We start from the raw sequence: 13,728 nt of genomic DNA, 5'->3' as shown, positions 1-13,728 counted from the left end.
TCTGTGCGCCGGCGCGCGGGGGCCCGGCCTTGAAGGGCGGCGCCCCGGGGTCTAGACCCGCGCCGACCCAAGGGGGACCGAAATGGCGACCAAGCCGCGCGCGATCTTCGAGGACGTGACCACGACGGAGCGCCCCGTCCCGGTGGCGGGCGTCATCGACCGGGGGCGGCCCGACGCCCGCCGGTGGGTGCGGCTCTGGCTGCTGGCGCTGTTCGGGCTGGTGGTGGTGATGATCGTCGTGGGCGGGCTGACCCGGCTGACCGATTCCGGGCTGTCGATCACCGAGTGGAACCTCGTCACCGGGACGGTCCCGCCGCTGAACGCGGCCGACTGGCAGGCGGAGTTCGACCTCTACCGCCAGAGCCCGCAATACGAGCTGATGAACCGGGGCATGACGTTGGCGGAGTTCCAGGTCATCTACTGGTGGGAATGGGCGCACCGCCTGCTGGGGCGGGTGATCGGGGCGGTGTTCATCGCCGGCTTCCTGGGCTTCTGGGTGGCGCGGCGGCTGGCGTCGGGCTGGGTGCCGCGGCTCCTGGCGCTGGGCGCGCTGATCGGTCTCCAAGGCGTCGTGGGCTGGTGGATGGTGCATTCGGGGTTGCAGGACGGCATGACCTCGGTCGCGTCCTACCGGCTGGCCGTCCACCTGGGCCTCGCCTTCGTGATCCTGGGGCTGATCGTCTGGCATGCGCTGCTGCTGTCGCGGCGCGAGACCGAGCTGATGACGGCGCGGCGGCAGGGCGAGGGGCGGCTCTTCTCGATGGCGACGGGGCTGGTACACCTTCTGTTTATCCAGATCGTGCTGGGCGCGCTGGTGGCGGGGATCGACGCGGGGCGGGCCTATCCGACATGGCCGGACATGGCGGGCGGGGTCCTGCCGCCGGGGCCGCTGGACCTGAGCCCGGTCTGGCGCAACTTCTTCGAGAACCCGGGGCTCGTGCAGTTCATCCACCGGACGACCGGCTACCTGTTCGCGATCCTCGCGGTGATCGTCTGGCTCCGCGCGCGCCGCTCGCCCCATGCGAGCACCCGGCGGGCGTTCCACTTCGTCCTGCTCGCCATGGCGGCGCAGGTGGCGCTGGGCGTCTGGGCGGTGCTCTCGATGGCGCAGCTCCATGTCGCGATCACGCACCAGGCGATGGCGATCCTGCTCTGGACGCTGGCGATCCGGGGCCGCTTCCTCGCCCGCCATCCGGTCGCCGCGACGATCCGCGGCTGACCCTCGACCGAAGGAGCCTGCCATGACCGCCTACGACGACCTGATGGTTTTCCAGCGCGAGACCGAGGCGCTGGGCCAGGTGATGGGACGGCTCGGCTGGGACCAGGAAACGGTGATGCCGCCGGGCGCGGCCGAGCAGCGGGCCGACGAGATGGCGGCGCTGGAGGGCGTGCTCCACGCACGCCGCACCGATCCGCGCCTGGGCGAGTGGCTGGCGGCGGCCGAGGCGCCGGATGAGGTGGCCGGCGCCAACCTCCGCCACATCCGTCGCAGCTATGAACGCAACGCCCGCGTGCCGGGGCGGCTTGCCGCCGCGCTGGCGCGGGAGACCTCGCGCGCGCAGGGAATCTGGGCCGAGGCCCGCAAGGCGGAGGACGTCGCGGCCTTCCTGCCGACCCTGCGCGAGGTCGTGAGCCTCAAGCGCGAGGAGGGGCAAGCCGTCGCGCAGGGCGGCGACCCCTACGACGCGCTGCTTCACGACTACGAGCCCGGAACATCGTCCGCCGAGCTGTCGGCGATGTTCGGCGCGCTCCGGCCGCGCCTCGTGGCCCTGCGCGACGCCATCCGCGAGGCGCCGAAAGGCCCGAAGCTGGACGGCCTGTTCGACGAGGAGAAGCAGCTCGCCCTGTCCCGCGAATGCGCCCTGGCCTTCGGCTACGACCTCGCGCGCGGGCGGATCGACAGGGCGGTCCATCCCTTCTCCTCCGGGTCGGGATCGGACGTGCGGATCACGACGCGCACGAACCCCGAGGACCCGTTCAACTGCCTGTATTCGACCATCCACGAGGTCGGCCACGCCACCTACGAGCAGGGGATCGATCCGATCCACGCGCTCACGCCGCTGGGGCAGGGCGCCTCCATGGGCGTCCACGAAAGCCAGAGCCGCATCTACGAGAACCAGCTCGGCCGGTCCCAGGCCTTCTGCCACTGGCTCTTCGGGCGGATGCGCGACCTGTTCGGCGACTTCGGCATCGCCGACGAGGAGACCTTCTACCGGGCCGCGAACCGGGTCCACGAGGGCTTCATCCGCACCGAGGCCGACGAGGTGCAATACAACCTCCACGTGCTGCTTCGCTTCGACCTGGAGCAGGCCCTCATGCGCGGCGACCTGATGGCGGAGGATCTGGAGGCGGCATGGAACGACCGGTTCCTCGCGGATTTCGGCTATGCGGTGGACCGGCCCTCGAACGGGATGCTGCAGGACGTGCACTGGTCGGCCGGCCTGTTCGGCTACTTCCCGACCTACACGCTCGGCAACGTCTATGCCGGCTGCCTGCACCGGGCGCTGCGCGAGGCGGTGCCCGGCCTCGACGCGCGACTGGCGCGGGGCGATGCCGGCGCGGCGGTGGATTGGCTGCGCGAACGGCTCCAGCGCCATGGCGGCCTGCGCGAGCCGCGCGAGACCGTCGTCCACGCCATCGGCGGCGAGCCGTCGGAGGAGCCGCTCCTCGGCTATCTCGAAGCGAAGTTCGGCGCACTCTACGGGCTCTGAGCGTCATGCCGCACATGGACGGATCGGCCCTGCACGACTTCCTCGCGCGTGAGTTTCCCCAGGTCGCCGGGGAGCTCGCGGTCGAGGCGCTGGACGAGGCGGGGATCACCCTGCGGCTGCGCGTCTCGGAGAGGCACCTGCGGCCGGGCGGCACGGTCGGTGGCCCCTCGATCTTCCTGCTGGGGGACGTGGCGGCCTATTGCGCGATCCTGTCGCGGATCGGGCCCCGGCGGCTCACGGTGACGACCAACGCCGGCATCGACTTCCTCCGCAGGCCCGAGGCCGGGCGCGACCTGCTCTGCCGCGCCGAGGTCCTGAAGCTGGGCCGGACGCTGGCCGTCGTGGACGCGCGGTTCCGCAGCGACGGCGACGTGGCGGCGGTGGCACGGGCGAACTTCACCTACTCGATCCCACCGGATGGGGTATCCTGATACCTAATACTGTAAGGCTCTGATAGGTAAGGAAACTAAGTTCCTGGCGCGTGTTGACGTGGGCAGCGGGATGCGTATAAACCCCCCATTCCGACGCGGGGTCCTCCCCGCCCTTCAATCCTGGGACACCCCGATGAAAACCTTCACCGCGACCCCCGCGGACATCGAGAAGAAGTGGATCCTGATCGACGCCGAAGGCGTCGTTCTGGGCCGCCTCGCCTCGATCGTCGCGATGCGCCTCCGTGGCAAGCACAAGCCGACGTTCACGCCGCACATGGACATGGGCGACAACGTCATCATCATCAACGCCGAGAAGGTCCAGCTGACCGGCGACAAGCGGAACGAGCGCTTCTACTGGCACACCGGCCACCCGGGCGGCATCAAGTCCCGCACCAAGGCCCAGATCCTTGATGGCAACCACCCCGAGCGCGTGGTCGAGAACGCGATCCGCCGGATGCTGCCCCGCAACCGCCTGTCGCGCCAGCAGCTCTCGCATCTGCGGGTCTTCGCCGGCATCGAGCACGGCATGAACGCCCAGCAGCCCGAAGTCCTGGACGTCAAGTCCATGAACAAGAAGAACACGAGGACCGCGTAACCATGGCCGATCAGATCAGGTCCTTCGACCAGCTCTCCGCCGCCGGCGTCGCCGCGCCCGTCGAGGTCGCGCCCGCCCCGGCCCCTCGCGAGCCCGTGCGCGACGCCTTGGGCCGCGCCTATGCCACCGGCAAGCGCAAGAACGCCATCGCCCGCGTCTGGATCAAGCCGGGCACCGGCAAGGTGGTCGTCAACGGCAAGGAGATGGCAGTCTATTTTGCCCGCCCCGTGCTGCAGATGATCCTGCGCCAGCCCTTCTCGGTCGCCGGCGTCACCGACCAGTTCGACGTGATGGCGACCGTCACCGGCGGCGGCCTGTCGGGCCAGGCCGGCGCGGTCAAGCATGGCGTGTCCAAGGCGCTCCAACTCTACGACCCCGCGCTGCGCCCCTCGCTCAAGGCGGCCGGGTTCCTGACCCGCGACGCCCGCGTGGTCGAGCGGAAGAAGTACGGCAAGGCCAAGGCGCGCCGGAGCTTCCAGTTCTCCAAGCGTTGATCCCGGGCCGTCCAAGTCCATTGGAATCCAGGGGCGCGGCCTGCGGGTCGCGCCCTTTCTTCTGCGGGTGAGGGCCGCTCGGCCGCGTCGACAAGGCGGCAGGCCGCCACGTCCCGCCTTCCCGGTGCCGGATGCGATGCTGACCTACAGACCAGAGATCGACGGCCTGCGCGCGGTCGCGGTCGTCCCTGTGATCCTGCACCACGCGGGTGTCGCCGCCGTTCCGGGCGGCCATGCGGGCGTCGATGTCTTCTTCGTCATCAGCGGGTTCCTGATCGCCTCGATCATCGCGGGAGAGATCGGGCAGGGAACCTGGAACCTGCGCCGCTTCTACGAGCGCCGCGCCCGGCGAATCCTGCCGGCGCTGTTCGCCGTGATCCTGAGCTGCCTGCCCTTCGCCTGGCTCTGGATGCTGCCGGACGACCTCGAGAATTTCGGGCAATCGGTCGTGGCGACGGTGCTGTTCTCGAACAACGTGCTCCTGACGCTGACCTCGGGTTACTGGTCGCTCGCGGCCGAGTTCAAGGCGCTGCTCCATACCTGGAGCCTGGGCGTCGAGGAGCAGTTCTACATCCTGTTCCCACCGCTCTTGGCCCTGCTCTGGCCTCGGGGGCCGGGGCGGATCCGGGCGGTCCTGGGCCTCCTGGCGCTCGCGAGTTTGGCGCTGGCGGTGGCCGCGCAGGGCGCGACCCTGTCGGACCGGATGGCAGCCGGCGTCTTCTATCTCCTCCCCACCCGCGCCTGGGAGTTGCTGCTCGGGGCCTTGGTCGCGTTGGGGGTGCCTCGGCGCGAGGTGCCGGGACGGACGCGCGACCTCCTCGCGGCACTGGGGCTGGGGTTGGTCGCGGCGGCGATCCTGGGCTTCGACCCGACCTTTCCGACGCCGAGCGGCTGGACGCTGGTCCCGACGGCAGGGGCGGCGCTGATCCTCGCCTTCGCGCGCGCGGAGGCCGGGGCGGGGTGGCTCCTGTCCCGCGCGCCGCTCGTGGGCCTCGGCCTTGTCAGCTACAGCGCCTATCTCTGGCACCAGCCCGTGCTGGCCCTGCTCCGCGTCCATGCCGCCCGCGAGCCGGCCCCGGTCGCGCTTGCGGGCGCGGTCCTCCTCACGCTCGCGCTCGCCGTGCTGAGCTGGCGCTGGGTGGAGCGGCCGTTCCGCGACCCTGCCCGGGTTTCGACGGGGTGGTTCGTCGGCTGCGCCGCGGCAGCGGCGGTCCTGCTGGTCGGGGCCGGGATGGCCGCGAACGCCACGCGCGGGTTCCCGGGAAGGCTCTACTCCGACGGGCGGGCCGTGTCGGCCGATCTCCACATCTCCTACAACGAGCGGGTTTTCGATCTGAAGGCCGACGCCTTCGCGCAGCCCGAACGGGTGAACATCCTGGTGCTGGGCGACAGCTTCGCCCGGGACTTCGTCAACGCCACGCGGGAGACCCTGCCGCTGGATGCGGTCGAGATCGTCTACAGGGACGACCGCTACGATTGCCTCGATCGGTCCTCCGACCCCGTGTTCCGCCGCCTTTACGAGGCCGCCGAGGTGATCGTGCTCGGCTCGGGCAAGGCCACCGGGGACTGCGTGGCCAAGGACCTCGCGCGGACGGATCGGGACGGGAAGGCGCTCTTCTACGTCGGCACCAAGAACTTCGGCTACAACCTCAACTGGATCGCCCGGCTCGGCCCGGAGGCGAGGGGGAACCGGCTCAACGACGTGCCGGCGGACGCCCTGGCGCGCGAGGCGTGGATGGCCCAGGCCATCCCGCCCGGTCACTACATCTCGCTCCTGGCGGCGATCGCGCCGGAAGGGCTCATCCCGATCACCGACGAGGAGGGACGGCTCCTCACGCCCGACCGGCTGCACCTGACCCGCTTCGGCGCGATCCATCTCGGCGCCAAGGCGCTGCCGGGAACCGCCTTCGCGAAGCACTTCGAGTGAGCGACGCCCCAATGGGCCGTTGGGGCGATCCCGACGCCGCTCTTTTTCGCGGCGCGGTGTCCGGGACGGGGCGTCGCGCCGGACAGCAGCCTTGACCTTCCCCGCCACTCGGTGAACATCCCGGGGACACCGCGACGGGGGACGGCCGGACAAGATGGGACTTCTCGACTCGTCACCGGGCGCGCGCGCGGCCGCGCTGGTCGCGCCTCCGCTGATCTACGCCCTCCTGCTGCTCGCCTTCCCCCTCGTCGCCATCGTCGTCATCTCGTTCTGGACCCAGAGCGGGCTGACCCTCGAACGGACCTTCACCCTGGCCAACTACCGCGAGATCTTCACGGGCCCGATCTACATCTGGGGCAACGCGAATCGCTGGGGCGTGCTGCCCTTGTCGCTGTTCGTGTCGGCGACGGTCACGCTCATCACGGTGGCGCTGGCCTATCCCATCGCCTACTTCGTGTCCTTCGTCGCCGCGCCCGAACGCAAGTCGCTCTGGCTCTTCCTCATCACCATCCCGTTCTGGACCAGCTACCTGATCCGCGTGTTCCTGTGGAAGGTGATCCTGGGCTTCAACGGCGTGGTGAACACCGGCCTGCAATCGCTAGGGATCATCCAGGAGCCGTTGGAGGTCCTGCTCTACAACCTCAGCTCGGTCATCGTCACGCTGTCCCATGCCTACGCGGTCTTCGCGATCCTGCCGATCTACGTGGCGCTGGAGAAGATCGACCGCAGCCTGCTGGAAGCGTCGCAGGACCTGGGCGAGAACCGGCTGACAACCTTCCTGCGGGTGACGCTGCCGCTGTCGGTGCCCGGCATCGTCGGCGCGGTGCTGATCGTCTTCATCCCCACCATCGGCGACTACGTGACGCCCGAGCTGATGCTGGGCTCGGGCGGGCGGCTCATGTCGAACATCATCCAGACGCAGTTCCTCCAGCTCAACAACTGGCCGCTGGGGGCTGCGCTGTCGATCATCACCATGCTGGCCGTGGGGATCGTGAGCCTCGTGTTCATCCTGCTGAATCGCCGCTGGCTGCGGGGGCGGGCATGAGGAAGCACTGGGGCCTCCGCGCCTACGCGGTGATCTATCTCGCGTTCCTTTATGCACCGATCCTGCTGCTGCCGCTCTTCGCCTTCAACGACGCGGCGATCATCGCCTTCCCGCTCTCGGGATTCTCGACCCGCTGGTTCGAGCAGCTCTGGACGACGCAGGCGCTCCATGACGCGCTGCGGAACTCGCTGGTCATCGCGACGGTGACGGCTCTGCTGGCGACGACGCTGGGCGTCTGCGCGGCGCGGGCAGGAACCCTGCCGAACTTCCCCGGGAAGCGGGGCGCGCTGGGCTTCGTCATGCTGCCGCTGGTGCTGCCCGAGATCGTGATCGCGGTGGCGCTCCTCATCGTCGTGCGGCAGGTTCTTGACCTCAACCTGTCGAACTGGACGGTCATCGCGGCGCACACGGTGATCTGCATCCCCTTCTCCATCGCCATCCTGAACGGCGCCTTCCAGAACCTCGACCCCTCCTTCGAGGAAGCGGCGATGGATCTCGGGGAAACGCGCTGGGGTGCCTTCCGGCTGGTGATCCTGCCACTGGTGTTGCCGGGGATCGTCTCGTCGCTGCTGATCTGCTTCATCATCTCGCTCGACGACTTCGTGATCGCGCAGTTCCTGACGGGGGCGAATCCGACGATGCCGGTCTACATCTACGGGCTGACGCGCTTCGTGGACGCGCTGCCGCTCATCATGGCGCTGGGGACCATCCTCGTGACGATTTCGGTCCTTCTCCTCGTCATCGCCGAATACTTCCGGCGCCGCGGCGTGGCCCGCGCCGGCCTCAAGGACAGCGGAGGATTCCTGTGATCACCCCCTCGAAGGCCCCGCTGATCCAGCTTCGGGGCGTGCACAAGTATTACGGCGACTACCACGCGTTGCGCGGCATCGACCTGGAGATCCGGCAAGGGGAGTTCTTCTCACTCCTGGGCCCCTCGGGCTGCGGCAAGACCACGCTCCTGCGGACCATCGCCGGGTTCGAGGGGCTGTCCTCGGGAATTCTCGCCATCGACGGGCGCGACATGGCGGCAGTGCCCGCCAACCATCGTCCGACCAACATGGTCTTCCAGAGCTACGCCATCTTCCCGCACCTCTCGGTGGCGCAGAACGTGGGCTTCGGGTTGCGGCGCGAGTCGATGTCGCGCGACCAGAAGGCCCGCGCGGTCGCCGAGGCGCTGGAGATGGTGGGCCTGGGCGGCTACGGGGGCCGGGCCGCGCACGCACTCTCGGGCGGGCAGCGGCAGCGGGTGGCCTTGGCCCGCGCGCTGATCCTCAAGCCCAAGGTGCTGCTGCTGGACGAGCCCCTCTCGGCTCTCGACAAGAAGATGCGCGAGACGATGCAGGTGGAGCTCATCAAGCTGCAGCGCAATGTCGGCATTACCTTCATCCTGGTCACGCACGATCAGGAGGAGGCGCTCATCATGTCCGACCGCATCGCCGTGATGTTCGAGGGCGACATCGAGCAGATGGCCGATCCCGAGACGCTCTACCGTCGCCCGACCTCGCGCCGGGTGGCCGAGTTCATCGGGAAGATGAACCTCCTGCCCGGACAGGTCGCGATGGAGGGCAACCGCATCATCGTGGACGTGGCGGGCCTGGGGCGCGGTGCGGTGGAGGCCGAGCAGGCGCCGGGCGGCGTCGTGCCGGGGGCGACCACCGTGGGAGTGCGGCCCGAGACGCTGGGCCTTCTCTTCCCGGGCGAGACCACGAGCCGCCGCCTCGCCGACGGGGTGGTGGACGAGGTCGTCTACTACGGCGACATGACCTACTACGACGTGCGCGTGCCCGGGATCGAGCGTCCGCTCACCATCTCCATGAAGAACCTGATCGGTCAGCCGGTGCTGGACGTCGGCACGCCGACGCAGGTCGTCTGGGACGAAAGGTCGCTGGTGGTGCTGAGCCGCTGACAGGGGCGTCGCGGCGATTTGCCGGAGCGGCCCTCCGCTGCGGAACGTTTTTCCCCGACCGAGGTTCTTCGAAAGTGGGTCCCCGCGTCCCGCGGGCGGCCTGGCGCAAGGCGCGGACGACGATCCGCCCCGCCAACCCGGAGGAGATGACATGAAATTCCTGCACCTGACTGCCTCGACGGCGGCTCTCCTGCTTTCCTCGACCGCATTGGTGGCGCAGGAGAGCGGCACGGACCAGAACCTCCAGAACGTCTACCTCGACGTGGACGGCATGGCCGTCCAGGTCTCGGCCGCCCAAGCCGCCGAGGCCTGCTCCATGGACGAGGCGACCGTCCAGCAGGTGGCCTCGGCCAAGCTGGCGGAGAGCGGCATGGACCCGGCCGTGGTCCATGGCCTGGGCAACGAGACAGCCTCGGCGGAGGCGACCGGTGACGCCGGCATGGCCGACAGCGAGATGGCGGGCGCGACCGACATGGCTTCCGGCACGGGCACCGACTCGGCCAGCGCCGAAGGCTCGCCGGTCGCGGGGGCCGTGGGCGCCATGAACAACGCGGCGGCGGCGGCCACGGGTGGCGCGATGGACACCACCGGCGCGACCGGCGGGGCGACGGCGGACGCGGGCACCGCTGGCGCGGCGGCGGGCAGCGCCGGCATGGCGGACGAGATGGGGCAGGCCGGAGACATGGCCGCCGCCGACGCCGGGACGGCGACGGGCAGCGACACTTCGGGAATGGCGGCGGACACCGGCGCGTCCGGTGACATGGCCTCCGCCGACGCGGGAGCCGCCGGTAGCGACATGTCCGGCATGGCAGCCGACACCGGCGCGACTTCCACCGCAGATGCCGGCGCGGCGGCTGCCTCGGACGCGGCAGGCGCGGCAGGGTCCACGGACATGGCCACGGCCGATGCCTCGGGCTCGGACATGACCGGCACTATCGAGAATGCGCAGCCGACCGCCGCCGACACCTCGGCTGCGGGCGGCGACCCGATGCTCGCCCTCGCGGTCTGCCAGATCGACCAGGCGCGGGCGGAAGGTCTCGGCATCGACATGAGCGGCGGCACGGCAAGCCAGTAAGCGTTCCGGGGCGCGCGGGACAGGCTCCCGCGCGCCGTCACTCGTCCGGTGGGATGAGCCCCAGGCCGCGCAGATAGACGCCGATCCCCGTCTCCAGCAGGTCCTCGGGCGGGAACGGGCTGCGGGTGCCGGGCGTCCCCCGCGCGAAGAGTTCCACGACACCGTGCGACAGCGCCCAGATATGCGCCCAGAACATCGCGGGCGGCGGGCGCTTCTCGGGCGGGATGTGCTCGCTGAGGTCCCGCGCCGCCCGCTCCATGATCTCGCGCGAGCGGCGGGCCGCCATCATCAGCTCGGGCGTGCGCTGGACGTTGATGCCCGACTCGAACATCGCCACGTAATGCCCCGGAAACTTTCGCGCGAAGGCGAGGTAGGCCCGTCCCGTCGCCTCGAAGGAGGCAAGCGCCGAGGGCTGTCCCTTGCCCCAGGCGTGCTCCAGCAGGTCCGCGAACATCTCATAGCCCTGCCGCGCCGCCTCGGCGATCAGGTCCTCGCGCCCTTCGAAGTGGCGGTAGACGGCGGCCGGGGTCACGCCCGCCACCCGCGCCGCCTCGGACAGCGTGAAGCCGGTCGGTCCCTTCTCGGCGATGAGCCGCAGGCAGGCCTCCACCAGTGCCTCGCGAAGGTTGCCATGGTGGTAGCCGCGCTTCAGCACGGTCACGCGCCCCCACCGACGGTCACGACCTCGGGGCCGCCGACGATCTTGGGGTCGAGCGCGCCGATGGCGCGGGCGTCCTTGTGGGCGTAGTCGATGGGCGTCAGCACCGAGCGGATGAGGTTCAGCCGCGTCCGCCGCTTGTCGTCGGCGCGCAGGACCCGCCAGGGCGCGCGGGCGGAATGGGTGCGGATCAGCGTCTCGGCGATGGCGGCCGAGTAGTCGTCCCACTTCGCCAGCCCCTCGGCGTCGATCCAGGACAGCTTCCACTGTTTCAGGGGGTCGCGCTCGCGGTCAAGGAAGCGCTCGAGTTGAGTGGCCCGCCCGACGTTCAGCCAGAATTTGAAGAGATGGATGCCCTCGTTGACCAGCATATCCTCGAAAGGGCCGACCTGCTCGAACCAGTGGGTCCGCTCCTCGGGGGTGCAGAAGCCGAAGACGTGCTCCACGATCCCCCGGTTGTACCAGGACCGGTCGAACAGCACGATCTCCCCCGCCGTGGGCAGCTCGGCGATGTAGCGCTGGAAGTACCACTGGCCCGCCTCGATCTCGGTCGGCTTGGCCAGCGCCACGACGCGGGCGCCGCGCGGGTTCAGGTTCTCGCTGAAGGCCTTGATCGAGCCACCCTTGCCGGCGGCGTCGCGGCCCTCGAAAACGACGAGGACGCGGGCGCGGGCGTCCTTGACCCAGGCCTGGAAGCGCACGAGCTCGGCCTGGAGGCGGGCCATCTCCTCCTCGTAGGCGTGGCGTTTCATCTGCTCGGGATAGGGAAAGCGCGGGTTGGCGATGTCGTCCTTGTCCGCCGAGTCGAGGAGGCGGCGCACGTCGGGCGGGGCCTCCTCGCGGTAGTATCGGGAGATCGCCCCGTCGAGCGGCAGGTCCATGGTCGCATCCTCCTCCGACATACTATGGAGGCGGGGCAGGCGGGTTCAACCACCCGAGGTCGCGCGGACATGGGCGCGGTCCACGGCGGCGACCACCGCCTCGGGATGGGCGTGATGGGCCATGTGGCCGGTGCCGGGCAGCATCACCAAGTTCGCGTCGGGGACGATCCGCGACAGCGGCAGGGAATGAATGCCGGGCGGCACGATGATGTCGGCTTCGCCGTGGACGATCTCCAGGGGGAGCCGCAGCTCCCCGTGACGACGGGACATTTCGGCGACGTGGCGGCGCAGGGTGCCGATCTGGCGGGCGTTGGCGCGGAGAGAGGCGCGGCGGAGCACGAGGGGAAGGCCGATGTGCTCGGCATAGCCGGGCGGCACCGGGTCGGGCTCGAATATCGCCGCCAAGGCGCGGCGCAGGAGGCCGTCGCCTGCATAGGCGGCCATGAGGGGCGGCAGCGCGGCCCCGCCCACCAGCCGGCCGTTCAGGCGGTAAAGAAGGTCGAGCGGCTCGGGCCAGGGCATCGTCACGCCGGACACGTCCACGACGGCCGCCGTTCCCCTGGGGTCGTCCAGCGCCCAGGCCAGCGCCACCGCGCCGCCCAGCGAGTGGCCCAGCACGATCGGTCGCTCGATCCCAAGGAGCCGGGCGGCGTCGCGCAGGAGCGCCGCCTGCTCGGCGGGGCTCTCGCAGTCCTTGCGGAATGGGCCATCGAGCCCGTCGCGGACGCGGCCGGTGTGGCCGAGGCCGGGGCGGTCGAAGGCAGTGACGCGGTAGCGCCCGGCGAGCTGGCCGACGAGGCCGAAGGTCATGTCGCGCGTGTTCCCCGACGCGCCGTGGAGCAGCACTACGTCCGGTCCGACCCCCCGCGTCACCGCATGGACGCGCCGTCCTCCGACCTCCAGGATGCGCCCGTCGGGCGGGAAGGCCGCGAGCGCCGCCCGCTCGCGCCGGGCCGCGCGGATCTCCGTCATGGCGAGGCCGCCCAGCGCGAGGCCGAGGGCGGCCCAGCCGATCATGCCGACTCGGCCGTCCCGATGGCGGCGAGATCGTAGGGCGTGGTCTGGTAGATCTCGTTGATCCAGTTGCCGTAGAGAAGATGCGCGTGGCTCCGCCAGCGGTTCGGCGGCGCCTTCTTCGGGTCGTCCTCGGGGAAGTAGTCGCGCGGCAGCAGGATGCGCGCCCCCGCCGCCACGTCGCGGTCGTATTCCTGCTTGAGCGTGTCGCTGTCGTATTCAAGATGGTTGAAGATGTAGAGCGCGCGCCGGCCCCCGTCCTCCACGAGGCACGGCCCGACCTCATCGGAGTGCAGGAGCGTCCGGAGGCCCGCCGCCTCGGTCTCCTCGCGTCGCATCTCGGTCCAGCGGCTCACGGGGACCACGAACTCGTCCGAGAAGCCGCGAAGGAAGGGCGAGGCCGGGGCAAGGGCGCGATGCTTGAAGAGCCCGAAGGCCTTCTCCTCCAAGGGGTGCTTCTGAACCCCGTGGAAGTGGTAGGCCATGGCCATGCCGCCCCAGCAGACGCCGAAGGTGGAATGGACGTGCCCCTGAGTCCAGTCGAAGACCCGGCGCAGCTCGTCCCAGTAGGTCACCTCCTCGAAGGGCAGGTGCTCGATGGGCGCGCCGGTCACGATCAGGCCATCGATCTTCTCGCCGGACTCCGCCACCTCGGCGAAGGGGCGGTAGAATTGCGCCATGTGCTCGGCGGCGGTGTTCTTGGTCTCGTGCTCGGTCATGCGGATGAGCGACAGCTCGATCTGCAATGGCGTGGAGGCGACGAGTCGCGCGAACTGCGTCTCGGTCTGGATCTTGCGAGGCATGAGGTTCAGGAGGCCGATCCGCAGCGGCCGGATGTCCTGCCGGGCCGCGCGCGTATCGGACATGACCATGACTCCTTCGCGGGTCAGGATGTCGAAGGCGGGCAGGTCGGCGGGCAGCTTGATCGGCATGGCGGAAACCTCGGGAAGGCCGGGGATTTAGGCGAAGGCAGGCCGGGGCGCAAGGCGCG

General features: G+C 70.0%; 14 protein-coding genes. 10 read left to right on the top strand and 4 right to left on the bottom strand.

The window, feature by feature from the left end:
* The first annotated feature begins 82 nt into the window (after positions 1-82).
* From ctaA to J2Z33_RS00835, 10 genes are all read left to right on the top strand, one after another.
* Positions 83-1,219 carry a heme A synthase gene (gene ctaA / locus J2Z33_RS00880; protein ID WP_209836922.1) on the top strand — a complete coding sequence of 379 codons (1,137 nt, stop codon included), beginning with the start codon at positions 83-85 and terminating at the stop codon, positions 1,217-1,219.
* Positions 1,220-1,241: 22 nt separating this feature from the next.
* A complete protein-coding gene (locus J2Z33_RS00875) occupies positions 1,242-2,711 on the top strand; it encodes a carboxypeptidase M32 (RefSeq protein ID WP_209836920.1) in 1,470 nt (489 codons plus the stop codon).
* Positions 2,712-2,716: 5 nt separating this feature from the next.
* Positions 2,717-3,142: a PaaI family thioesterase gene (locus J2Z33_RS00870; protein ID WP_377109543.1), complete on the top strand. Its 426-nt coding sequence runs from the start codon at positions 2,717-2,719 to the stop codon at positions 3,140-3,142.
* A 133-nt stretch (positions 3,143-3,275) separates the two neighbouring features.
* Entirely contained in the window at positions 3,276-3,737 is a 462-nt protein-coding gene (gene rplM, locus J2Z33_RS00865) for a 50S ribosomal protein L13 (protein ID WP_209836918.1), read from the top strand.
* A gap of 2 nt (positions 3,738-3,739) precedes the next feature.
* Complete coding sequence (rpsI, locus tag J2Z33_RS00860; protein ID WP_209836916.1) at positions 3,740-4,231, top strand: 30S ribosomal protein S9; 492 nt, start codon at positions 3,740-3,742, stop codon at positions 4,229-4,231.
* A gap of 136 nt (positions 4,232-4,367) precedes the next feature.
* The gene (locus tag J2Z33_RS00855) at positions 4,368-6,158 is read left to right on the top strand and encodes an acyltransferase family protein (RefSeq protein WP_209836914.1); all 1,791 of its coding nucleotides are present in this window, start codon (positions 4,368-4,370) and stop codon (positions 6,156-6,158) included.
* A 154-nt stretch (positions 6,159-6,312) separates the two neighbouring features.
* Entirely contained in the window at positions 6,313-7,203 is an 891-nt protein-coding gene (locus J2Z33_RS00850) for an ABC transporter permease (protein WP_209836912.1), read from the top strand.
* Complete coding sequence (locus J2Z33_RS00845; RefSeq protein ID WP_209836910.1) at positions 7,200-8,012, top strand: ABC transporter permease; 813 nt, start codon at positions 7,200-7,202, stop codon at positions 8,010-8,012. The genes J2Z33_RS00850 and J2Z33_RS00845 overlap by 4 nt, the downstream gene beginning before the upstream one ends.
* On the top strand, positions 8,009-9,109 hold the full coding sequence (locus tag J2Z33_RS00840; RefSeq protein ID WP_209836907.1) for an ABC transporter ATP-binding protein: 1,101 nt from the start codon (positions 8,009-8,011) through the stop codon (positions 9,107-9,109). The genes J2Z33_RS00845 and J2Z33_RS00840 overlap by 4 nt, the downstream gene beginning before the upstream one ends.
* Positions 9,110-9,260: 151 nt before the next feature.
* Complete coding sequence (locus J2Z33_RS00835; RefSeq protein WP_209836905.1) at positions 9,261-10,184, top strand: hypothetical protein; 924 nt, start codon at positions 9,261-9,263, stop codon at positions 10,182-10,184.
* 37 nt (positions 10,185-10,221) lie between these two features.
* On the opposite strand, the gene J2Z33_RS00830 is transcribed toward J2Z33_RS00835, so the two are convergent.
* Genes J2Z33_RS00830 through J2Z33_RS00815 form a run of 4 tightly spaced genes read right to left on the bottom strand, consistent with a single transcriptional unit; the run spans position 10,222 to position 13,669 of the window.
* On the bottom strand, positions 10,222-10,839 hold the full coding sequence (locus J2Z33_RS00830) for a TetR/AcrR family transcriptional regulator (RefSeq protein ID WP_209837469.1): 618 nt from the start codon (positions 10,837-10,839) through the stop codon (positions 10,222-10,224).
* A 2-nt stretch (positions 10,840-10,841) separates the two neighbouring features.
* The gene (gene ppk2 / locus J2Z33_RS00825; protein WP_209836903.1) at positions 10,842-11,723 is read right to left on the bottom strand and encodes a polyphosphate kinase 2; all 882 of its coding nucleotides are present in this window, start codon (positions 11,721-11,723) and stop codon (positions 10,842-10,844) included.
* 45 nt (positions 11,724-11,768) lie between these two features.
* Positions 11,769-12,740: an alpha/beta fold hydrolase gene (locus tag J2Z33_RS00820; protein ID WP_209836901.1), complete on the bottom strand. Its 972-nt coding sequence runs from the start codon at positions 12,738-12,740 to the stop codon at positions 11,769-11,771.
* The gene (locus J2Z33_RS00815; RefSeq protein WP_209836899.1) at positions 12,737-13,669 is read right to left on the bottom strand and encodes a homoserine O-succinyltransferase; all 933 of its coding nucleotides are present in this window, start codon (positions 13,667-13,669) and stop codon (positions 12,737-12,739) included. The genes J2Z33_RS00820 and J2Z33_RS00815 overlap by 4 nt, the downstream gene beginning before the upstream one ends.
* Between the last annotated feature and the right edge of the window lie 59 nt (positions 13,670-13,728).

Source organism: Rubellimicrobium aerolatum (assembly GCF_017872975.1).
In the GTDB taxonomy this organism is placed as follows: domain Bacteria; phylum Pseudomonadota; class Alphaproteobacteria; order Rhodobacterales; family Rhodobacteraceae; genus Rubellimicrobium; species Rubellimicrobium aerolatum.
This window is presented reverse-complemented; position numbering and strand designations above follow the sequence as displayed.